This window comes from Ferrovibrio sp., from assembly GCF_017994015.1.
Taxonomy (GTDB): Bacteria; Pseudomonadota; Alphaproteobacteria; order Ferrovibrionales; family Ferrovibrionaceae; genus Ferrovibrio.
Genome location: NZ_JAGOLP010000041.1, coordinates 1 through 20,062, shown reverse-complemented (window position 1 = coordinate 20,062; position 20,062 = coordinate 1). Strand labels below are relative to the sequence as shown.

At 63.6% G+C, this 20,062-nt stretch carries 20 protein-coding genes; 8 read left to right on the top strand and 12 right to left on the bottom strand.

Going from position 1 to position 20,062, the window contains the following annotated elements:
- The first annotated feature begins 60 nt into the window (after positions 1–60).
- The 3 genes from KBB36_RS15880 to ppk2 all read left to right on the top strand — a co-directional run bounded on the left by KBB36_RS15880 (position 61) and on the right by ppk2 (position 2,230).
- Positions 61–498 (top strand): carboxymuconolactone decarboxylase family protein, encoded by a 438-nt coding sequence (locus tag KBB36_RS15880; RefSeq protein WP_290983005.1) that lies wholly within the window; start codon positions 61–63, stop codon positions 496–498.
- 89 nt (positions 499–587) lie between these two features.
- Positions 588–1,463: a pirin family protein gene (locus KBB36_RS15875; RefSeq protein WP_290983002.1), complete on the top strand. Its 876-nt coding sequence runs from the start codon at positions 588–590 to the stop codon at positions 1,461–1,463.
- A 5-nt stretch (positions 1,464–1,468) separates the two neighbouring features.
- Complete coding sequence (gene ppk2 / locus KBB36_RS15870; protein WP_290982999.1) at positions 1,469–2,230, top strand: polyphosphate kinase 2; 762 nt, start codon at positions 1,469–1,471, stop codon at positions 2,228–2,230.
- A 3-nt stretch (positions 2,231–2,233) separates the two neighbouring features.
- Here the strand turns inward: ppk2 and KBB36_RS15865 are convergent, their stop codons facing one another.
- Entirely contained in the window at positions 2,234–3,196 is a 963-nt protein-coding gene (locus KBB36_RS15865; protein WP_290982996.1) for a cache domain-containing protein, read from the bottom strand.
- Between the two features lie 146 nt (positions 3,197–3,342).
- On the opposite strand from KBB36_RS15865, the gene KBB36_RS15860 reads away from it, so the two are divergent.
- Both KBB36_RS15860 and KBB36_RS15855 read left to right on the top strand, forming a co-directional pair.
- Entirely contained in the window at positions 3,343–4,500 is a 1,158-nt protein-coding gene (locus tag KBB36_RS15860; protein WP_290982993.1) for an FAD-binding oxidoreductase, read from the top strand.
- A gap of 10 nt (positions 4,501–4,510) precedes the next feature.
- Complete coding sequence (locus KBB36_RS15855; RefSeq protein ID WP_290982990.1) at positions 4,511–6,586, top strand: molybdopterin oxidoreductase family protein; 2,076 nt, start codon at positions 4,511–4,513, stop codon at positions 6,584–6,586.
- Here KBB36_RS15855 and KBB36_RS15850 read toward each other — a convergent pair.
- The 6 genes from KBB36_RS15850 to KBB36_RS15825 form a co-directional block, all read right to left on the bottom strand.
- Positions 6,583–7,377, bottom strand: a complete 795-nt coding sequence (locus KBB36_RS15850; protein ID WP_290982987.1) for an inositol monophosphatase — start codon at positions 7,375–7,377, stop codon at positions 6,583–6,585. The two genes, KBB36_RS15855 and KBB36_RS15850, sit on opposite strands and share 4 nt — an antisense overlap.
- A gap of 2 nt (positions 7,378–7,379) precedes the next feature.
- The gene (locus tag KBB36_RS15845) at positions 7,380–8,735 is read right to left on the bottom strand and encodes a TldD/PmbA family protein (protein WP_290982984.1); all 1,356 of its coding nucleotides are present in this window, start codon (positions 8,733–8,735) and stop codon (positions 7,380–7,382) included.
- Positions 8,736–8,742: 7 nt separating this feature from the next.
- Entirely contained in the window at positions 8,743–9,024 is a 282-nt protein-coding gene (locus tag KBB36_RS15840) for a hypothetical protein (RefSeq protein WP_290982981.1), read from the bottom strand.
- 2 nt (positions 9,025–9,026) lie between these two features.
- Positions 9,027–10,493, bottom strand: a complete 1,467-nt coding sequence (locus tag KBB36_RS15835; protein ID WP_290982978.1) for an adenylate/guanylate cyclase domain-containing protein — start codon at positions 10,491–10,493, stop codon at positions 9,027–9,029.
- A gap of 126 nt (positions 10,494–10,619) precedes the next feature.
- Positions 10,620–12,131 (bottom strand): UbiD family decarboxylase, encoded by a 1,512-nt coding sequence (locus KBB36_RS15830; RefSeq protein ID WP_290982975.1) that lies wholly within the window; start codon positions 12,129–12,131, stop codon positions 10,620–10,622.
- On the bottom strand, positions 12,131–13,051 hold the full coding sequence (locus tag KBB36_RS15825) for a DMT family transporter (RefSeq protein WP_290982971.1): 921 nt from the start codon (positions 13,049–13,051) through the stop codon (positions 12,131–12,133). Before KBB36_RS15825 ends, KBB36_RS15830 begins: the two co-directional genes overlap by 1 nt.
- 78 nt (positions 13,052–13,129) lie before the next feature.
- Here KBB36_RS15825 and KBB36_RS15820 point away from each other — a divergent pair, with 78 nt between their 5' ends.
- On the top strand, positions 13,130–13,891 hold the full coding sequence (locus KBB36_RS15820) for a hypothetical protein (protein ID WP_290982968.1): 762 nt from the start codon (positions 13,130–13,132) through the stop codon (positions 13,889–13,891).
- Here KBB36_RS15820 and KBB36_RS15815 read toward each other — a convergent pair.
- Together KBB36_RS15815 and ubiA are read right to left on the bottom strand one after the other, a co-directional pair.
- A complete protein-coding gene (locus KBB36_RS15815; protein WP_290982965.1) occupies positions 13,876–14,628 on the bottom strand; it encodes a hypothetical protein in 753 nt (250 codons plus the stop codon). The genes KBB36_RS15820 and KBB36_RS15815 overlap by 16 nt on opposite strands.
- Positions 14,629–14,647: 19 nt before the next feature.
- The gene (ubiA, locus tag KBB36_RS15810; protein ID WP_290982963.1) at positions 14,648–15,583 is read right to left on the bottom strand and encodes a 4-hydroxybenzoate octaprenyltransferase; all 936 of its coding nucleotides are present in this window, start codon (positions 15,581–15,583) and stop codon (positions 14,648–14,650) included.
- Positions 15,584–15,626: 43 nt separating this feature from the next.
- Here ubiA and KBB36_RS15805 point away from each other — a divergent pair, with 43 nt between their 5' ends.
- Both KBB36_RS15805 and KBB36_RS15800 read left to right on the top strand, forming a co-directional pair.
- Positions 15,627–16,355 (top strand): 16S rRNA (uracil(1498)-N(3))-methyltransferase, encoded by a 729-nt coding sequence (locus tag KBB36_RS15805; protein WP_290982960.1) that lies wholly within the window; start codon positions 15,627–15,629, stop codon positions 16,353–16,355.
- A 101-nt stretch (positions 16,356–16,456) separates the two neighbouring features.
- A complete protein-coding gene (locus KBB36_RS15800; RefSeq protein WP_290982958.1) occupies positions 16,457–17,821 on the top strand; it encodes a glutamate--cysteine ligase in 1,365 nt (454 codons plus the stop codon).
- Here the strand turns inward: KBB36_RS15800 and KBB36_RS15795 are convergent.
- The 3 genes from KBB36_RS15795 to KBB36_RS15785 form a co-directional block, all read right to left on the bottom strand.
- Positions 17,802–18,743, bottom strand: coding sequence for a hypothetical protein (locus KBB36_RS15795; protein WP_290982956.1), 942 nt, complete (start codon positions 18,741–18,743; stop codon positions 17,802–17,804). The genes KBB36_RS15800 and KBB36_RS15795 overlap by 20 nt on opposite strands.
- On the bottom strand, positions 18,730–19,542 hold the full coding sequence (cysE, locus tag KBB36_RS15790) for a serine O-acetyltransferase (protein WP_290982953.1): 813 nt from the start codon (positions 19,540–19,542) through the stop codon (positions 18,730–18,732). The genes KBB36_RS15795 and cysE overlap by 14 nt, the downstream gene beginning before the upstream one ends.
- Positions 19,543–19,596: 54 nt before the next feature.
- Positions 19,597–20,062, bottom strand: a 466-nt coding sequence (locus tag KBB36_RS15785; protein WP_290982950.1) for a metallopeptidase TldD-related protein, incomplete at its 5' end; no start/stop codon positions are given.

The window sequence follows — 20,062 nt, the reverse complement described above, 5'->3', positions numbered from 1 at the left end:
CCTGTCACAAACAGCCGTCTCGCTCGTCTTCATCGGTGTAGCAACCCTTGGAGATAGCTTATGCAACCCCGTATTGCCTTTGCCGATGTGCCAGCCAGCCATCGCGGCCCGCTTATGCAGTTGCACCATACGCTGGAGTGTTCCAGCCTGGGTGCCGACCTGATCGAGCTGATCTATCTACGGATTTCACAACTCAATGGCTGCACCTATTGCATCGATCTGCATACCGGCACGCTGCTCAAGCGCGGCGCCGATGGCCGTCGCTTGGCCGTGCTGATGCATTGGCGCGAGACGGCCTGGTTTGATGCCCGCGAGGCGGCGGCGTTGGCCTGGGCCGAGGCATTGACGCTCTGTGCCGGCGGCTGGCCCGATCCCGCGTTGTATGCGGCGCTTGAAGCGCAGTTCAGCCGTGCCGAGATTGTTGACCTGACGTATGCCATCGCCCTGATGAATGCCCTCAACCGCACTGCCATCGGCTTTGGCAAAGGCCCGGGTTAATGCCGGCGGCTGGTGCTTGATGCGGTTGACGGCTGCCCTCTGCTTGCGATACGCCGATAGACAGGAAATCCGGCAGAGGAGCGGGCGTGATGAGCGAGATGGTGGAAATGCTGATTCAGCCCAGGAAGCAGGATCTGGGCGATGGTTTTGTGGTGCGGCGTGTGCTGCCCTTCGCCAAGCGGCGCCATGTCGGGCCATTTGTTTTCCTCGATCACATGGGGCCGGCACAATTTGCCCCCGGCCAGGGGCTGGATGTGCGGCCGCACCCGCATATCGGCCTGGCTACCGTCACCTACCTCTTTTCCGGCGAAATCCTGCATCGTGACAGCCTGGGCTATCTGCAACCGATCCGGCCCGGCGATGTGAACTGGATGACTGCCGGCTCCGGCATTGTGCATTCCGAACGCACCCGCGATGAAGTGCGCGCCGCCGGCCAACTGCTGCATGGTGTGCAGGCCTGGGTGGCCTTGCCGCTGGAGCATGAGGAAATTGCGCCCAGCTTTCGGCATCATCCGGCGGCCAGCCTGCCGGAATGGCGCGAAGGCGATGCCACATTGCGGCTGGTTGCCGGCAGCTATGGCGGCCACGTCGCGCCGGCGCAATGCCTGTCGCCGATGTTCTATATCGACCTTGATCTGCCGCAGGGCGCCAGTTTCACCCTGAATGATGAATATGCCGAGCGGGCGGTGCATGTTTCCATTGGCGGCATCAGTGTTGCCGGCACCAGCTACGGCGAAAGCGACCTGCTGGTGCTGCGCGAGGGTGATGCCGTGACGCTGACCGCCGAGCAGCCAAGCCGGCTGATGCTGCTGGGCGGTGCGCCGCTGGATGCGCCGCGCCAGATGTGGTGGAATTTTGTTTCCAGCTCCAAGGAGCGGATCGAGCAGGCCAAGGCGGATTGGCAGGCAGATCGGTTTGGCAAGGTGCCGGGCGAGAGCGAATTCATTCCGCTGCCGCCGGGTTGAAGCGCATGACCCGTTTGCAGCCGGATTATGGCGATGAGCTGCGCCGCTTGCAGATCGAGCTGGTGAAGCTGCAACGCCATCTTATCAAGCAGGACGAGAAGGTGCTGGTGCTGCTGGAAGGCCGTGATGCCGCCGGCAAGGATGGCGCGATCAAGCGTATTGTTGAGCATATGAGCCCGCGTGAAACCCGCGTGGTGGCGCTGGGCAAACCAAGCGAGCGTGACACGGCTTCATGGTATTTTCAGCGCTGGGTGCAATATCTGCCCGCTGCCGGCGAATTCGTGCTGTTCAATCGCTCCTGGTATAATCGCGCCGGGGTCGAGCATGTCATGGGTTTTTGTTCGGATGCCGAATATCGTGCCTTTCTGGCGGCGGTGCCGCGCTTTGAGGATCTGCTGCTGCGCGACGGCATTCGGCTGTTCAAATTCTATCTCGATATCAGCCGCGACGAGCAGAAGCAGCGCCTGGCCGAACGCCGCCGCGATCCGCTGAAGCAATGGAAGATCAGCCCGATTGATGAAGCGGCTCAGAAACATTGGCGTGATTACAGCCGCGCCCGCGATGCCATGCTGCGTGCTACCCATGCCCGGCAGGCGCCCTGGCAGATTGTGCGGGCCGATCACAAGAAACCGGCGCGGCTGAATATCATCCGTGCCTTGCTGGCTGGCTGGGATTATCCCGGCAAGGCTGCGGATTTAACGCCAGAACGCGCCGTGTTGTTTGGTTTTACGCCACGCTGCCTGGCCGATGGGCGGCTAGCACCGTAGCGATCAATGCCCACTGCGCCGCAAAGCGCGAGACCAGCCGATGGCGCCAAAACCAACCGCTGCAGCAATCAGTGCTGGCCAAATCCACAATTGGATTGATTGCTGCAAACCGCCGACCTGTTGCAGTGGTTTGCGCGCCAGGGTGAGCCAGCCCAACCCTTTGTAATCTCCCAGACCCTGGGCTTGTGCCGCCGCAACGATATAATCCTGGCCATTCTGCCAGCGTTCAATCCCGCTGCCTGATTTGCCCGCAATGGCCAACGCGCTGCTTGGTTTGCTGCCGATTTCGCCCGCACGGCCCAACAGCAGGCTGCCCTCGGTGGAGATGATCAGCAGATCGGTATGCTGCGGACTACCATCGCCATGCAGCAGCTTGTCGCGCAATTGCTGTGCCCAATGCCAGCCAACATGCACCGCCAGCACACCAAGAAACGCTCCGTTGTCATCCTTGATCGGGGCGGCGAAATCGACAAAACGCAGCATTTCGCCATTCGGGCTGGGGATCAGTTTGGCCAGCATCAAGGCATCATGCACATCGCCGATCCAGGGCGCCTTGCGGCCCTCGACAAAAACCGGCCGTTGCGAACTGTCGGCGCCGAGCAGCAGGTCACTGGTGGAAGCCAGTACCTGACCCTCCGCATCAAGGATGCCGATCCAGGTATAGGCGGGATCAGCATCATGCAGGCTGCGCACAAATCTCGAGCGGAATTGTGCCGAGTCAAAATTCGTCGCCAAATGCGGGCTGCGCACCGCGCTGAACACATGATCGGCGCGTCGCGCCATGTCAGCATCCAGCGCCGTGGCAAACGCACCGGCCAGGGCTTGCAGCCGGGTTTCATCCTGCTTGATGGCGCGCTGTTCCAGCCAGGCATCGACCAGCAGCCACAGCCCGGCCAGCAGCACAAAGGCACAGATGGCCCAGATTGTGCCACGCAGCGGTGCGCGATCCAGTTCAGTATTGGACATAGGTGGCTTTGCATCCAACGGTCGACAAGAGGAATCAGTGTAAACGCTGCTACGGGAATCGTATAGCGCCGTTGGCTTTTGTCTCTTGGGCAAAGGCCTTATAATGACCAGACGATTCCGAAGCCCCGATTTGGACATTACGCATCATGGCGAGTGACACGCAGCCGGCCGGGCAAAAGCAGGCCGATATTATCATCATCGGTGGCGGTATCGCCGGTGCCGGCGCGGCCTATGCCCTGGCCCCACAAGCCCGGGTCATTCTGCTGGAGCGCGAAAATCAGCCCGGCTATCACACCACCGGTCGTTCGGCGGCGCTGTTTTCCGAAACCTATGGCAATGCGCCAATCCGGGCGCTGACCGTGGCCAGCCGCGATTTCCTGATGCAGCCGCCGCCCGGTTTTTGCGATGGGGCAATTCTGACGCCGCGTGGCGTGCTACAGGTTGGTGTGGCGGAAAAAGCTGAAACGCTTGATGCCGCCTATGACGAGATGCGGCGATTGGTGCCCTCGATCCGCAGGCTGGATGCCGCCGCCGTGCTGGCGCGGGTGCCGGTGCTGCGGCCTGAAATGGTGGCAGCCGGCGCATTGGCTGAACCGGAAGCAATGGATATCGATGTGCATGCGCTGCATCGCGGTTTTCTGCGCGGCGCGGCAGCGGCAGGTGCCAGCATTGTCTGCGATGCCAGCGTGACCGGCCTGGCGCGCGATACTGCTGGCTGGCGCGTCGACGTGGCGGGCCAGGGCGAATACCGCGCCGGCATTGTGATCAATGCTGCCGGTGCCTGGGCCGATGTTACGGCAGCTTTGGCTGGCCTGGGGCCGTTGGGCCTGGCGCCGAAGCGGCGCACGGCGCTGACCGCCGAGATGCCGGCCGGTTTGGATTTTGCCGCCTGGCCGATGGTGATCGATGCCGACGAGCAGATTTATTTCAAGCCGGAAGCCGGTCGCATGCTGATCTGCCCAGCCGATGAGACGCCTTCGGATCCCTGCGATGCGCAGCCTGATGAGATGGATATCGCCATTGCGGTGGATCGTTTCGAGACGCTGACCAATCTGGGCGTGCGGCGCATCGCGGCGAAATGGGCCGGTTTGCGTTCCTTTTTCCCGGATCGCACCATTGTTGCAGGCTTTGACCCGCAGGCCGAAGGGTTCTTCTGGCTTGCCGGCCAGGGTGGCTATGGCATCCAGACCTCGGCGGCGATGAGCCGGGTGGCCGGAGCGCTTGCCTTGGGCCGCGATTTGCCCTCCGATATCCAGGAGCTCGGCGTCTCCGAAGCCGATCTCAGCCCCAGCCGCTTCAGGTAGAGAGCGCCGCATGAATGCCCTGAGCCCCGCCAAGCCGATCATCATGCGCAGCGCCTGCCCGCATGATTGCCCATCCACCTGCGCGCTGGAAATCGAAAAGCTGGATCAGTTCCGCATCGGCCGGGTGCGTGGCGCCGAGGCCAACACTTACACAGCGGGGGTGATCTGCGCCAAGGTGGCGCGTTATGCCGAGCGGGCGCAGCATCCGGATCGGCTGTTGCAGCCGATGCGCCGCACCGGGCCAAAAGGCTCGGGCCAGTTCGCGCCGATCTCGTGGGACGAGGCGCTGGATCGTACGGCCGAGGCATTCCTGGCTGCCGAGCGCAAATGGGGCAGCGAAACCGTGTGGCCGTATTACTATGCCGGCACGATGGGGCTGGTGCAGCGCGATGGCATCCACCGGCTGCGCCATGCCATGCGCTATTCCGGCTTTCATTCCACCATCTGCGTGACCCTGGCCTGGAGCGGCTATATCGCCGGCACTGGCGCCTTGCGCGGCCCCGATCCGCGTGAAATGGCGAAAAGCGATTGTGTGGTGATCTGGGGCACCAATGCGGTGCATACCCAGGTGAATGTGATGACGCATGCGATCCGCGCCCGCAAGGAGCGTGGCGCCAAGATCGTTGTGATCGATCCGTATCGCAATGCCACTGCCGAGCAGGCCGACATGCATCTGATGCTGCGGCCGGGCACCGATGGCGCCCTGGCCTGCGCGGTGATGCATGTGCTGTTCCGCGATGGCCTGGCCGACCGCGATTATCTGGCGCGCTATACCGATCTGCCGCAGGAACTGGAACAGCATCTGCAAAGCCGCACGCCGGCCTGGGCAGCGGCCATCACCGGCCTGAGCGTGGCCGAGATCGAGGCTTTTGCGCATCTGCTGGGCGAGCGCAAGCGGCATTACCTGCGCCTGGGCTATGGCTTTTCACGCAGCCGCAATGGCGCTGCCAATATGCATGCGGCGGCCAGCATCGCGGCGGTGAGTGGCGCCTGGGCGCTGGAAGGCGGCGGCGCGTTTCATAACAATGGCGCAATTTTCCATTGGGACAGGTCGCTGATCGAAGGGCATGACCTGCGTGATCCGTCGATCCGCATGCTGGATCAATCGCGTATCGGGCCGATATTAGTAGGCGAGGCGGAAGCGCTCAAAAATGGCCCGCCGGTGACTGCTTTGCTGATCCAGAATACCAACCCGATGGATGTGGCGCCGGAACTGGCCAAGGTGCATCAGGGCTTCGCGCGCGAGGATCTGTTCACCTGTGTGCATGAGCAATTCATGACCAATACCGCCAGGATGGCCGATATCGTGTTGCCAGCCACCATGTTCACTGAACATGACGATATCTACCAGGCTGGCGGCCAGCAGCACATTCTGCTCGGGCCGAAGATTGTTGATGCGCCGGGCGAGGCGCGTGAGAATCATGCCGTGATCTGCGACCTGGCGCAGCGCCTGGGCGCCGAGCATCGCGGCTTCAATATGTCGGCGCGTGAAATCGCTGATTGGACCTTGAAAGCTTCCGGCTGGTCGGATGTGGATACGCTGGAGCGCGAATTCTGGATCGATTGCCAGCCGGATTTTCGCGCCAGCCATTTCCTGGATGGATTCGGCCATCCCGATGGCAAATTCCGCTTTGCGCCGGATTGGGCGGCAATGGGGCCGGATGGCCACAAGCTGCCGCGTCTGCCGGATCATGCCGAGCTGATCCAGGCCGCCACGGCCGAAATGCCGTTTCGTATGGTGACGGCGCCGGCGCGCAATTTCCTCAATTCAACTTTCACCGAAACGCCCACTTCGCAGAAGCGCGAGCAGCGCCCCAGCGTGATGCTGCATCCCGAGGATGCGACGCGGCTTGGCGTAGCGGCCGGCGATGTGGTGCGCATCGGCAATGCCCAGGGTGACCTCGCGATCCATGTCCGGCTGTTTGACGGCGTGCTGCCCGGCGTGGTGATCGTGGAAGGCATCTGGCCCAACCACAGTTTCATCGAGGGCGTTGGCATCAACCTGCTGATTGGCGCCGACCCGGCCCCGCCCAATGGCGGCGCCGCCTTTCATGACACGGCGGTGTGGATCAGGAAGGAAGCCTAATCGTCGCCGTCGCGGCGGCGGGTGCGCAGCAGGTCGACCAATTCGTCATGCAGCCATGGCCCGGCGGCAATCACAGTGGGGTGGCGATGGCGCGAATCAGTGTAGATCAGCGCATTGCCATCGGCAGTGCCAACCCGGCCACCGGCTTCCCGCACCAGCAGGTCGGCGGCAGCCACGTCCCAGTCGCTTTTTTCGCTAAGTGAAATCGCCGCGTCAAAACGCCCGGCAGCCACCAGGGCCATGCGATAGGCGATGGAATTGCGATGCTCAAACTCGGCTTTGCCAACCCGGGCGAGCCAGCCATGGCGATCAAAGGTGCGCCGGCTGGCCAGCAGCCGGGCTTCCACCAGGGTGGCGTGGCCGGAGGCACGGATCGGCTTGCCGTTAAGCTGCGCGCCGTCGCCCAGGGCAGCGTGGAAAAACTCATCCGTGGCGGGATTGTAGATGGCCGCCAGCACCGGCTGGTTATCCGAGAGCAGCGCCACGCTGACGGCGAATTCCGGCTTGCCGGCGATGAAGGCGCGGGTGCCGTCAATCGGGTCCACCACCCAGGTGGCATGATCGCTGGCGGCGGCGCTATTCTCGCTTTCCTCGCTCACCCAGCCATAGCCTGGGCGGCTATCCAGCAGGCGGGCGCGCAGCAGCTTGTCCACCGCCAGATCGGCTTCCGAAACCGGATCGTTCGGCCGCTTGTTCCAGGATTTCACCCCATCGCGGAAATACTTGTGCGCCAGTATGCCGGCCTCGCGCACGGCGTCCAGCAGCAGCGGTTGGTCCTCCAGGTGGCGCATGATCAGCGCCCGGCAATGGTCATGCCATCCACCAGCAGGGTGGGCGCATCGGTGCCATAGCGGAAGATCAGATCATCGGCCGGGGTGATGCGCTTGAACATCTGCTTGAGATTGCCGGCAATGGTGATTTCTGAAACCGGGTCGGTCAGCTTGCCATTCTCGATCAGATAGCCGGCAGCGCCGCGGCTGTAATCGCCGGTCAGCGGGTTGATCGAACTGCCCATCATCTCGATCACATAAAGCCCGCGCTGAATGCCGCCGAGCAGTTGCTCGACGCTCTGCTTGCCGGCAGCCAGGTACAGATTGGTGGCGCCGGGCGAAGGCGGCGATGAGGTGCCGCGGCTGGCATGGCCGGTGCTCTTGAGGCCAAGCTGGCGTGCGGTGGCGCAATCCAGCAGCCAGGTGGTGAGGCGGCCCTGATCGATCAGCTTGCGGCGCTGGCGCGCCACGCCCTCCATATCGAACCAGCGCGAGCGGAAGCCGCGCGGCCGCAGCGGGTCGTCGATCACATCCAGGCCCGGGGCAAAGATTTCCTCGCCCATCTGGTCCTTGAGGAAAGACGTGCCGCGCGCCACGGCAGCGCCATTGATGGCGCCGGAAAGATGCCCGATCAGGCTGTTGGCGACGCGGTTTTCATACACTACCGGCAAGGCCTGGCTTTCGATCTTGCGCGGATTGAGCCGGCGCACGGCGCGTTCGCCGGCATTGCGGCCAATCACTTCCGGGCTGGCCAGATCGGCGAAATGCAGCGCCGCGCTGTAATCATAATCGCGCTCCATGCCGGTATCCTTGCCGGCAATCGCTACCGCAGAAATGCTGTGCGAGCCGCCAAAGCCGGCGCCGCTGAAGCCGTTGGTGGCGGCATAGGCGGTCAGGCCCATGCTGCGCGAGGCGCTGCCACCTTCCGAATTGGTCACCCCGGCCACATCCAGTGCCGCCGCCTCGCAGGCCTTGGCGCGTTCCAGCAATTGCGCCATGTCCAGTTCCACGCCGTCAAGCTGGTCCAGGTCGATGGCAGTGCGCGCCAGTTCAGCCGCATCGGGCAGGCCACAGAATTTATCCTCGGGCGCCAGCCGCGCCATCGCCACGCCGCGCTCGATCAGCGCTGCCACCGCGTCGCGGCCAAAATCGGTGGTGGAAACACAGGCCTGGCGCTGGCCGATCAGCACCCGCAGGCCCACTTCGCGGCTTTCGCTGCTTTCCACATCCTCGGGCTGGCCCAGCCGCACCCCGGCAGAAAGCGAGCGGCTTTCATGATACACGGCATCCGCCGCATCGGCCCCGGCCTTGCGGGCGGCGGCAATCAGGTCAGCAAGCAGGCTCTGCGCCTCGGCGGCGCGATCAGCAAAAGCGGTCATTGGGGGCTTACTCTTTCTTGTCGTCCATACGATAGGACATATAACTGACAAAGGCGACAAAACAACCAACCAGCCAGCCGAGCCAGTTCAGCCTGTCACTCCAGCTGCGCCAGTCCTCGCCGCTGATTTTTGCCGCAATCTGCGCCGCCAGTTCCAGCGCCAGGAAGCCGATACCGGCGCCCAGGGCGGCCGAGAAGGCAATATTCCAGCCACTGCGCATCAGCGCCCAGGGGTGCCACCAGGGCAGCAGGTCGCGCTCGCTGGGGCGGCGTGGCTTGAAAATCAGCATGTTCAGTGAATCGTCGGCGGGATTTCCGGCTGCGGCTGGCCGGTGGTTTCCGGTGCCAGCACATCGGGCGCGGCAGCTTCGCGCGGCAAAATCCAGATTGTCATACGCTCACGCAGGCCACGGATCGGCTGCGGCCGCATTTCAATCAGGTCACGCAGCGGTGTCAGGTCGCCGCGGGTTTCCTCTTTCAGCTTGGTGGCAAAGGCTTCGCTGAGGCAGAGCGAGGCGCCGATGCTGCGGGTCATCTGCTCCAGCCGGTGCGCCACATTCACTGTTTCGCCCACCAGGGCATATTCCACGCGGTTTTCGTCGCCGATATTGCCCAGGGTCAGCGGGCCGAAATGCAGGCCGATGGCCAGTTGCAGCGGCGGCTGGCGCAAGGGTGCGCGCTGGCGGTTAAGTTGTTCGATGGCCTGCTGCATGGCGCGGGCTGCGAGCAAAGCTGCCGAGGCATCACGCGGCCCGGGGCGCGGTGTGCCGAAGGAAGCCATGATGCCGTCGCCGAGATATTTGTCGAGCGTGCCCTGTTGCTCAAAAACCGCATGAGCCAGCCGGCGATGCACTTCGCGCAGCAGCGCAATGGTCTGCGCCGGCGTCATGTCCTCGCTCATCTTGGTGAAGCCAACCAGATCGGCAAACAGCACACTGGCCTCAAGCTGGGTGACGGTGCCGAGCGGATCATCCATACGCGCCAGTTCCTCGGCGATATGCGGCGAGAAATGCCGCGCCAGATTACGCCGGCCGCGCTCGCTCTCGATCTGCCGCGCCACCAGATGGCGGGCGCGCACCGCCGCCACCACCAGGATGCCGCCGATCAGGCCGATCATCACCACGCGGCGGATCATGTCGGCATAGGATAGCACCCAGGGATCGAGCAGGATCGCAAAACGCTCCATGGCCGAAAGCTGTGCCACATTGCCGGGCATCAGATAGGTCTGCACCCCGGGCTGCATGGCGATGTAGGCCGTGGCACCGGTCCAGACCACCATGCCGGAAAGCGCAGTGAAGAAAACTGTGCGCGCCGATTGCCCGAGCGCCGCCAGCGCCAGCAGCAGCGGAAAATAGATGACGGTGTCGAATGACAGCCGCATCGGCGGCGGCAAAGGGTTCGGGTCAAACGGATTGGGCAGCACGATGGCGGCGCCCAGCATGCTCATGTCGAGCAGCGGAAACAGCCAATGCATCCAGGGCTGTTCAACTCCTGGCCGGCGCACCAGCAGCTGGATATAGCCTGATAGCACCAGCGCCAGCAGCCAGGGGTAATAATTCACCGCCATCGGCCAGCCCATCTCCAGGGTCAGCAGCAGGGCAACAATGGCGATTGCCAGGAAGCGCAGGCCGATGGCCAGGCGCAGGCCTTCATATTCCTCGGCGGCGAAGGCGGCAGACAGGCGGCGCTGCTCGGCATCGATGAGCTGCTTGCAGCCGGGGCCGCAAATCTTGTCGTGCATGCGCTGCCAGATCGACATGGCGTGAAGGTCTCCGCTGGGCCGCCTTGTGCCGGATAGGCTGGCGCGGCCGCATTGCGCCAGCATTTGCCCAATCAGGTCAAGGCGATATCGCGCCGAATGTGACGGATTTCACCCTATTGCCGGCTATTTCCAGATCGGCTTGCCGCTGCCCGGCAGGCCCAGTCGCGACCATTTTTCGCTCACGCTACGGATCACCTCGGCATCCATGCCGAGCTTTTCGCCCCATTCGCGCTTGGTCTCGGGCGGCCATTTGTTGGTGGCATCCAGGCCGATCTTGCTGCCCAGGCCGGATTCCGGCGAGGCGAAATCCAGATAGTCGATCGGCGTATGTTCGATCAGGGTGATGTCACGCGCCGGGTCCATCCGGGTGGACATGGCCCAGATCACATCCTGCCAGTTGCGCGCATCAATATCGTCATCCACCACAATAACCCATTTGGTGTACATGAACTGGCGCAGATATGACCACACGCCCATCATCACGCGCTTGGCATGGCCGGGATAGGCCTTCTTGATACTGACTACCGCCACGCGGTAGGAGCAGCCCTCGGGCGGCAGCCAGAAATCCACGATCTCGGGGAATTGCTGGCGGATCAGCGGCACGAACACGTCGTTCAGCGCCTCGCCCAGCACGCTGGGTTCATCCGGCGGCCGGCCGGTGAAGGTGCTGAGATAGATCGGCTTCCGTCGCCTAGTGATGGCAGTCAGGGTGAAAACCGGGAAGGATTCCACCGAATTGTAATAGCCGGTATGATCGCCATAGGGGCCTTCATCGCCATATTCATCCAGCGACACATAGCCTTCCAGCACAATCTCAGCCTCGGCCGGCACTTTCAGCGGCACGGTGCGGCAATCTACCAGTTCCACGCGCTTGCCGCGCAGCAGGCCGGCAAACTGGTATTCCGACAGCGTGTCGGGCACCGGGGTCACGGCGGCCAGGATGGTGCCCGGATCGGCGCCGATCACCACGGCGGCGGGAAACGGCTCGCGCTTGCCGGCCTGTTTCCAGCGCTGGTGCTGCTGCGCGCCGCCGCGATGCTTCAGCCAGCGCATCAGGGTCTGCTTCTTGTTCAGCACCTGCATGCGGTAGATGCCAAGATTGAAGCTGTCTTCCTTGGCCTGGCTCGGCCCCTTGGTCACCACCAGCGGCCAGGTGATCAGAGGCGCCGGCTCGCCCGGCCAGCAGGTCTGGATCGGCAGTGCCGTCAGGTCGATATCGTCGCCCTGCAACACCACTTCATGCACCGGCGCGTTGCTGACGGTTTTCGGCGCCATCGCCAGCACGGTTTTCACCAGCGGCAGCATGTTGAGCGCCTCGCGGAAGCCGCCGGGTGGCTCGGGCTGGCGCAGGAAGGCCAGCGTTTCCCCCACTTCCTTCAGTTGCGCCGGTTCGCGGTCCATGCCCCAGGCCACCCGCTCCACGGTGCCGAACAAGTTCACCAGCACCGGGATGTCGCTGGGGCTACCATCGGCCTTGAGCGGCTTTTCGAACAACACCGCCGGGCCTTTATCGGCCAGCAGGCGGGTCTGGATTTCGGTCATTTCCAGCACGGTCGAAACCGGCTCGGACACACGCACCAGGCGGCCCTTGGCCTCCAGTTGGGCAATGAAGTCGCGCAAAGAGGCATAGGCCATCAGGCAGTCTCCGGTTGCGGCTTGTGGGTGGCGATATACAGGCCGGGCAGCACCAGGGCGCTGCCGATCCAGTGATAAAAGGCGAAATGCTCGCCGAGCAAGGCCCAGGCCATCAACGCCGTGTAGATCGGCGACAGATAAAGGATCAGCCCGGTGCGGCTGGGGCCGAGATGTTTGGTCATGTAGCTATAGGTGCCATAGGCGCCGATGCCGGGCACGATGATCAGTGTGGCAACCACCAGCAGGGTGCGGTTGTCCCATACCGGCGGCCCGGCCAGGGCGCCTTCCAGCAGCAAAGCCGGCAGCAACAGCAGGGCGCCGGCGCCGGTGATGCCGGCCAGACGGCCATTCACGCTCAGCCGGCTGGGCCAGCGTTTCAGCAACACGGCATAGATCGCCCAGGCGATGGCGGCGGCCAGCATCAGCAGGTCGCCGAGTGAGAAAGACAGGCTGTGCAGCACGTCGATATCGCCTTTCAGCACAATCACCAGCACGCCGCTCAGCGCCAAGGCCGTGCCGATGCCTTGGCGCAAGGTCATTGCCTCGCCAAACCACAAGCGCGACAGCAGGATGATGATCACCGGCGACGTGGCATAGATCAGGCCGATATTGGTGGCGGTGGTGCTGGCGGCGCCCCAGTAGACCCCGGCGCCGCATACCACCATGCCGAGGAAGCCCAGCACCAGGAATTGCCCGGCCTCCTGCCGGATCGCCTTGCGCTGGCGCCATAATTCGCGGCCGCAGAACAGTGCCAGCAGCAGGCAGACGCCGCTCCAGCGCCAGAAGGCCAGGGCTACCGGCGGAATGAAATCCGACGTGGCGCGGGCCATCACCATGTTGGTGGTGAACATTGCGGGCGTGATGAAAAGCAGAATCTGCGCCAGGCGCTCATCGCGCGGCGTTGTACCGGGGGTGCTCATGGCGCGGCAGAATAAGCCGCATGCAGCCGGCTTTCCAGGCCCGGCTTTCTTTCCTTGCCGGCCGGTTCTTGCTATCTGATGCCGATGCGCCGCTTTCCCACCGAATTCGCCGATCTGCTCTCCGCCCAGGGGCAAAAGCTGCTGGCCGGCAACCATGCCGCTGCCGGCGCACTGGCCAATCCGCGCACCCGCTTTGTGGCCCTGAACGGCCTGCTGGATGCGCGTCAGGCGGCCCTGGCCGGGCCGCTGCTGGAAGCCGCCATCGGGCCGCACCTGCGCCTGATGGCGCAGCCGATCCCGCCCGAAAGCATCTGGGAGATGAGCCGCAATTACAGTGAAATACTTCCCAAGGTGATGCGCCAGCACACCCTGCATCTGGATGCCGGCCAAAGTGCCGGGCGGCGCGCAGCGGAAGCCATTGGCCTGCTTGCCATGCTGCGGTCAGACAGTTATCGCGCCTTTGCCACCGCCCTGGCCGGTCGGCCGCTGAAGCGCAAATATGGCCTGCAAGCCATCGCCTATCATCCCGGCGATTATGCCGGGCCGCATAACGATCATCACCCCGAGGAGCCCGAGGCGCGGCAGGGCTATCTTGATCTGCATATCGGTTTTGTCACACCCGGCGCGCGCAGCCAGTTGCTGGTTTATGCCAAGGCCGGGCATTTCAGCGAAGCGGTGGAGGTGGCGCGCAACGGGCTGGTGAATGCCTACCGGCTGCCCTTCTGGCATTACACCACGCCGCTGCTGGCCAAGCGGCGCCAAGTTGAAACCGCGCGGCGCTGGATTTTGCTCGGCACGTTTCTCTATAAGGCTGCGGCGCCGGATCAGGGCGCCAGATAGCCGCCTTTTGGCTCTGGCCCCAGCGTGCCGCCGGCTTCCTTCACCGCGCGCTTATAGGCGGCTTCGGATTTATAGGCGCCCTGGGCCTTGAAATCGCTGGGCTTGGCCGGGCGCAATTCATGGGTGCGCGGCATCACCTTGTAGAGTTTGCCGTCATCACGGCCAATGATCGGGATCGGCCGGTTCCAGCGCGAATGCACCCGGCGGGCGCTGGCGCTGTGGCTTTTCATATTCTCCAGCTCTTCCGGATCGAAGGCGAAGATTTTCTCAAACGCGGCCGCCATTTCCTTGACGAAGGCGGGTTCGGCCAGATCAAGGCGATAGATCATCCAGCAGCGGTCCTCAAAGGTCCAATAGACCGAGAGGCCAAGCATTTCACCCTGCTTGTTGTAATAGGGAAAAAATGGAAAGGCGCGGCAGGCGATGGTGCGGTTGTCGCGTTCGCAGAAGGCGGCGCCCTTGCATTCGATGGCGCAGGAATTACGCGGCAATTCCTTCACGATCTTGCGTGAGGTGGCGTCATTCGGCTTGTAGTCGTACCACAGGTCGGTGCGCGACTTGAGAAGCTGGTATTCGGATTTGTGCACCACCGGAATGGCATGGCCCGTGGTGCAGCAGACCGGCTGGCCGCCATTCAAGGGCGCGCATTTGCGGCCGCAATCGTATTTTGAGATCGAGGCGTTGAATTGCCGGTACACGTCGCCGAAATGCTCCGGCGTGATTCGAGTCTTGCGCATGGCGCAGTATAGATTGGAATCAGCCGATCAGGAAACCGAGAAACACGATCAGCCCGGCATCGCGGTTGGCGCGGAACTTGATCAGGCAGTCGGCCGGATCGTCGGGATTGAGCGTGGCCACCTGCCAGGCAAAATGGCCGGCCAGCGCCGCCAGGCAAAGCCAGAAACCCAGGCCCATGCCGGCGATCCAGCCGCAGAGCGCGATGCCGAGCCAGGCCGCCTGGAAAAAGCCGGCGATCCAGCGCCGCGCCTTGGTGCCAAACAGCCGTGCGGTGGATTTCACCCCCACCAGCGCGTCATCCTCCTTGTCCTGGAGGGCATAGATGGTGTCGTAACCCAGGGTCCAGATGATGCCGGCGGCATACAGCACCAGGGCTGCGGCATCGAGCCGGCCGGCGACAGCGGCGTAGCCCAGCACGGCGCCCCAGTTGAACGCCAGGCCGAGGAAAAATTGCGGCCACCAGGTAATCCGCTTCATGAATGGATAGATCACCACCAGCAGCAGCGAGCCAACGCCAAGCCAGATCGCCAGCGGATTCATGCTGATCAGGATCAGCAGGCCGATCAGGCATTGTGCCGCCAGCCAGAGCCAGGCTTGCAGCAGCGTCACCTGGCCGGCCGGAAGCGGGCGTTGTCTTGTGCGCGCCACCTGGGCGTCGAAATCACGGTCGGCAATATCATTGAAGGTGCAGCCGGCACCGCGCATCACAATGGCGCCGATGCCGAACAGGGCCAGCAGCAACAGGTCGGGCAGGGCGGCGCCCGCTGGCCGTGCCAGGGCAATCGACCACCAGCCGGGCAGCAGCAGCAGCCAGGTGCCGATTGGCCGATCCAGCCGCGACAGCCGCGCATAGGGCCGCCAGGCGAGCGGCAGCCAGCGCCCAACCCAATGGCGGTCAAGCGCGTCAGCGGGGGCGATATCCTCAGGGGTGACTTCCGGTTCCGGCTTTGTCATAACGCTTTTCGGATAATCCTAAGCGCAAGGCGGCACAAGCATCATGGCCAGCATGGCCCGACTTTACGTGGCGAGCGATCTGCAAGCCGGCGCCGATCTGGCGCTGGATGAGGCGGCCGCACATTATCTGCGCCATGTGCTGCGGCTGGGCGAGGGGGCCGCGCTTCGCCTGTTCAATGGCCGCGATGGCGAATATGCCGCCAGCCTCGGGCTGGCTGGCAAACGCGGCGCCATGGTGCGGCTTGGCGAGCAGACACGGCCATACCGCGGGCCACGCGATCTCTGGCTCTGTTTCGCGCCGATCCGCCAGGGCCGCATCGAATTTTTGATCGAAAAGGCCACCGAACTTGGGGCTGCCCGGCTGGTGCCGGTGCTGACCCAGCGCACCCAGATGCGCCAGATCAATGCCGGGCGGCTGGAAGCGCATGTAAAAGAAGCTGCCGAACAATGTGAACGGCTCGACCTGCCGGCTCTGGCGCCGCTGGTGCCGCTGGAAACCTTGCTGGCGCAATGGCCGGCCGAGCGGCGGCTGTTTGCCTGCCTGGAGCGCCAGGCTGCGCCCGGCCTGCTGGCGGCTTTGCAGGGCTTGCCGCCGGGTGGGCCGCTGGCGATATTGATCGGGCCAGAAGGTGGTTTTGCACCGGAAGAGGCCGAGCGTATTGTAGCCCGGGAATTTGTCACGCCGGTGTCGCTGGGTGAGACTATCCTGCGCGCCGAGACGGCGGCTTTGGCTGCCCTGGCGCTCGCCCAGGCGGTATTGAGCGGGCCCTAGACAAGCGGCGGCATCTGCGCCATATGCGCTCAGCCGGCGCGGGAAGCCCACTGCTGCGGTCGATTTTTTTTGTAACGATAACAAGAAGCAACGAGGTTTCCATGTCCGGCCCGGCCCAAGCCCCCGAGACCCCGATCACCGACTTTTCCCAGCTCGTTGCCTATATCGCCGAGGGCTGCAAGCCCAAGCAGGATTGGCGCATCGGCACCGAACACGAAAAGCTGGCCTATACCGCGCATGATTTCCGCCCGATGCCCTATGATGGCCCCACCGGCATCGGCAGGCTGTTGCAGGAATTGCAGCGTTTCGGCTGGCAGCCGGTGCAGGAGAATGGCAAGACCATCGCGTTGCTGCTCGACAACCAGTCGATCACGCTGGAACCGGGCGGCCAGTTCGAATTGTCTGGCGCACCACTGGAAACCATCCATCAGACCTGTATCGAGGTCAGCACCCATCTCAAGCAGGTGCGCCAGGTGGGGGAGGAGATGGGCATCGCCATGGCAGGCCTCGGCATGCAGCCGAAATGGCGCCGCGCCGATATCCCGATGATGCCCAAGGGGCGCTACAAGATCATGACCGAGTATATGCCCAAGAAGGGCAATCTCGGCCTCGACATGATGTATCGCACCTGTACCGTGCAGGTGAATCTCGATTTCTCCTCGGAAGCCGATATGGTGCAGAAATTCCGCACCGGCCTGGCCTTGCAGCCGCTGGCCACGGCCTTGTTCGCCAATTCGCCTTTCACCGAAGGCAAGCCGAACGGCTTCCTCAGCTTCCGCAGCCATATCTGGACCGATACCGACCCCGACCGCAGCGGCATGTTGCCGTTTGTGTTCGAGGACGGCATGGGCTTTGAGCGCTATGCGCGCCATGCGCTCGATGTGCCGATGTATTTTGTCTACAAGGACGGCCAGTATATCGATGCCTCGGGCCAGAGTTTCCGCGACTTCATGGCCGGCAAATTGCCCGCCCTGCCAGGCGAATTGCCGACCTTGCGCCATTGGGCCGATCACCTCACTACGTTATTCCCCGAAGTGCGCATGAAGCGTTTCCTGGAAATGCGCGGCGCCGATGGCGGGCCGTGGTCGCGGCTCTGCGCCCTGCCGGCCTTGTGGGTGGGCTTGCTGTATGACCAGTCGGCGCTGGATGCGGCCTGGGATCTCTGCAAGGACTGGACGCATGAGGAGCGCGCCATGCTGCGTGTCGATGCGCCGAAATATGGCCTGCACACGCCGTTCCGTGGCGGCACGCTGCAAAATGTGGCGCGTGAGATGGTGAAGATTGCGCAGGCCGGTCTACGTGCCCGCAACCGCGTTTCGCCGGCCGGCGAGGATGAAACCCATTTCCTCGAACCCTTGCAGGCGATTGCCGAAAGCGGCGAGACCCCGGCGGAAGCTCTGCTCAAGCTTTATAACGGGCGCTGGAACCGCTCGGTCGATCCGGTTTTCACCGAACTGGCTTATTAAGCCAGGCTTGCAGCCGCGCCGGTTCGTAAAGTGAGCCGGGCGCGGCATCCAGCAGGGCGCGGGGTGGATTGCTGCTCGCCTGGCGCAACCGGTCGAGGGCAGCGCGGGCCGCCGGCCAATGCCCCGCTTCGGCCTGTTCGGCAATGGCGCGTAAATCCTGCGACCAGCCTTCCAGTATCTGGCGCGGCGGCGCGGCCTCAAACCGCTCATGCATGAAGCCGATCTGGCCGCGCAGCATGGTGGCAACGCGCCCGCTCAAGGCCACATTCTCCTCGGCCAGCGGCAGCCGCAGCACGCCAAGCGCCCGGTTGAAATCTTCGAGATCAGTTTGCAGCGTGAGGTGCTTATCGGGCGCCTGGCTTGGGCGCAATGCCTGCTGATAAGCCACCAGGGCATCGAGCAGCAACGCATCCGGCTCGGCGCCGTCAAATTCCAGCACGATCACATTACGGGTGAATTCACGCAGGCTGGTTATGCGCCGGTCATGCCCCAGGCGCGGCTTGGCGCTAACGCCGCGCAGGCTCGGGATCAGCAGCGGATTGGCGCGGCCATCCTCGGCGCGCGCCGACCACAGGCTGTGGCTGACATCGACATGGCCGGGCCGGTCAGACAGGCGCGGAATGAAAAAATGCCGGTTGGCATCGCCATTCGGATGGCAGGCCTGGCAGGACAGCCCGGCCTTGCGCGCATTGCCGCCCAGCACATCCGGGCTCCGAAAGGCGAGGCGGCCATATTCGACATAAAACGATTGCTGCATGCCGCCGGCCAGGTTTTCTGCCGGCCGGCTGGTCAATTCGGGCAGGTTCAATGAACCGGGCGGCAGCCATTCCAGCGCGCCACGCAAGGATTGCGCCGGCGCTGCTGCCGGCAGCAAACATGCCAGCAGCAGCGCAGCAAGCCGGGCTAAGTCAGCCCACTGCATCCGGCAATTGGTGATTCATCTCGCGCGCCGGCTGGTCGCATTCACAATCGCCCAGCAGCTTGGCCGGCACGCCCGCTGCCGTGCAATGCGGCGGCACCGGGATCAGCACCACACTGCCAGCGCCGATCTTGGCGCCCTCGCCGATCTCGATATTGCCCAGGATATTGGCGCCGGCCCCGATCAGCACGCCGCGCCGGATTTTCGGATGGCGGTCGCCGGTTTCCTTGCCGGTGCCGCCCAGCGTCACATTTTGCAGCAGCGAGACATTATCCTCGATCACGGCGGTTTCGCCGATCACCACGCCGGTGCCATGGTCGATCAGGATGCCGCGGCCAAAGCGCGTTGCTGGGTGGATATCCACCTGGAACACTTCCGAGCAGCGGCTCTGGATCAGAAAGGCCATGGTCTCGCGGCCTTGATGCCACAGCCAATGCGCGATGCGATGGCTCTGGATCGCCAGAAAACCCTTGAAGAACAGTAGCGGCTTCATATAGCTGCGGCAGGCCGGGTCGCGCTCATTCACCGCCACAAGATCGGCGCGCACAGCATGGCCGATATCGGGATCGGCGGTCAGCGCCTGATTGATCACTTCGCGCATCATCAGTGGCGAAATGTCGGAATTGCCCAGCCGCTGCGCCAGTTGATAGCTCAGCGCATCCTCCAGTCGCTGGTGATGCAGCACCGAGGCATGCACCAGGCTTGCCAGCAAAGGCTCCTGCGCCACCGCTTCGGCGGCTTCCAACCGGATCCGGCTCCACACCGGGTCGTGGCTCACAATCTTGTTGGCTATTGCCGTCATCGTCTTCTCCCCCACCAGGGCCGGACCCGCCATTGCAGGCTCGCAATCATAGCTTCAGGCGGCAGTGCCGCCCACCGTCAATCCCTCGATCAGCAAGGTCGGCTGGCCAACGCCCACCGGCACACCCTGGCCGCTTTTGCCGCAGGTGCCAACCCCGGCATCAAGCTGCAAATCGTTGCCCACCGCGCGCACCTTGGTCAGCACATCGGCGCCAGCGCCGATCAGCGTGGCGCCCTTGATCGGGGCGCCCACCTTGCCATTCTCGATCAGGTAGGCCTCGGTACAAGCGAACACGAACTTGCCCGAGGTGATGTCGACCTGGCCGCCGCCGAAATTCACCGCATAGATGCCCTTGTCCACCCCGGCCAGGATTTCCGCCGGGTCGCGGTCGCCGGCCATCATGTAGGTGTTGGTCATGCGCGGCATCGGGCTATGGGCAAAGGATTCGCGGCGCCCGTTGCCGGTCGGCTTCATGCCCATCAATCGGGCATTGAGGCGATCCTGCATGTAGCCCTTGAGG

What these genes read in the sequence shown, in the direction of transcription:
- KBB36_RS15830 (WP_290982975.1), bottom strand. Translation starts at nt 12,131, where the DNA reads ATGGCCTATGCCTCTTTGCGCGACTTCATTGCCCAACTGGAGGCCAAG.
- KBB36_RS15835 (WP_290982978.1), bottom strand. Translation starts at nt 10,493, where the DNA reads ATGTCGATCTGGCAGCGCATGCACGACAAGATTTGCGGCCCCGGCTGC.
- KBB36_RS15815 (WP_290982965.1), bottom strand. Translation starts at nt 14,628, where the DNA reads ATGCGCAAGACTCGAATCACGCCGGAGCATTTCGGCGACGTGTACCGG.
- cysE (WP_290982953.1), bottom strand. Translation starts at nt 19,542, where the DNA reads ATGACGGCAATAGCCAACAAGATTGTGAGCCACGACCCGGTGTGGAGC.
- KBB36_RS15820 (WP_290982968.1), top strand. Translation starts at nt 13,130, where the DNA reads ATGCCGATGCGCCGCTTTCCCACCGAATTCGCCGATCTGCTCTCCGCC.
- ppk2 (WP_290982999.1), top strand. Translation starts at nt 1,469, where the DNA reads ATGACCCGTTTGCAGCCGGATTATGGCGATGAGCTGCGCCGCTTGCAG.
- KBB36_RS15865 (WP_290982996.1), bottom strand. Translation starts at nt 3,196, where the DNA reads ATGTCCAATACTGAACTGGATCGCGCACCGCTGCGTGGCACAATCTGG.
- KBB36_RS15840 (WP_290982981.1), bottom strand. Translation starts at nt 9,024, where the DNA reads ATGCTGATTTTCAAGCCACGCCGCCCCAGCGAGCGCGACCTGCTGCCC.
- KBB36_RS15860 (WP_290982993.1), top strand. Translation starts at nt 3,343, where the DNA reads ATGGCGAGTGACACGCAGCCGGCCGGGCAAAAGCAGGCCGATATTATC.
- KBB36_RS15880 (WP_290983005.1), top strand. Translation starts at nt 61, where the DNA reads ATGCAACCCCGTATTGCCTTTGCCGATGTGCCAGCCAGCCATCGCGGC.
- KBB36_RS15800 (WP_290982958.1), top strand. Translation starts at nt 16,457, where the DNA reads ATGTCCGGCCCGGCCCAAGCCCCCGAGACCCCGATCACCGACTTTTCC.
- ubiA (WP_290982963.1), bottom strand. Translation starts at nt 15,583, where the DNA reads ATGACAAAGCCGGAACCGGAAGTCACCCCTGAGGATATCGCCCCCGCT.
- KBB36_RS15805 (WP_290982960.1), top strand. Translation starts at nt 15,627, where the DNA reads ATGGCCAGCATGGCCCGACTTTACGTGGCGAGCGATCTGCAAGCCGGC.
- KBB36_RS15850 (WP_290982987.1), bottom strand. Translation starts at nt 7,377, where the DNA reads ATGCGCCACCTGGAGGACCAACCGCTGCTGCTGGACGCCGTGCGCGAG.
- KBB36_RS15845 (WP_290982984.1), bottom strand. Translation starts at nt 8,735, where the DNA reads ATGACCGCTTTTGCTGATCGCGCCGCCGAGGCGCAGAGCCTGCTTGCT.
- KBB36_RS15795 (WP_290982956.1), bottom strand. Translation starts at nt 18,743, where the DNA reads ATGCAGTGGGCTGACTTAGCCCGGCTTGCTGCGCTGCTGCTGGCATGT.
- KBB36_RS15825 (WP_290982971.1), bottom strand. Translation starts at nt 13,051, where the DNA reads ATGAGCACCCCCGGTACAACGCCGCGCGATGAGCGCCTGGCGCAGATT.
- KBB36_RS15875 (WP_290983002.1), top strand. Translation starts at nt 588, where the DNA reads ATGAGCGAGATGGTGGAAATGCTGATTCAGCCCAGGAAGCAGGATCTG.
- KBB36_RS15855 (WP_290982990.1), top strand. Translation starts at nt 4,511, where the DNA reads ATGAATGCCCTGAGCCCCGCCAAGCCGATCATCATGCGCAGCGCCTGC.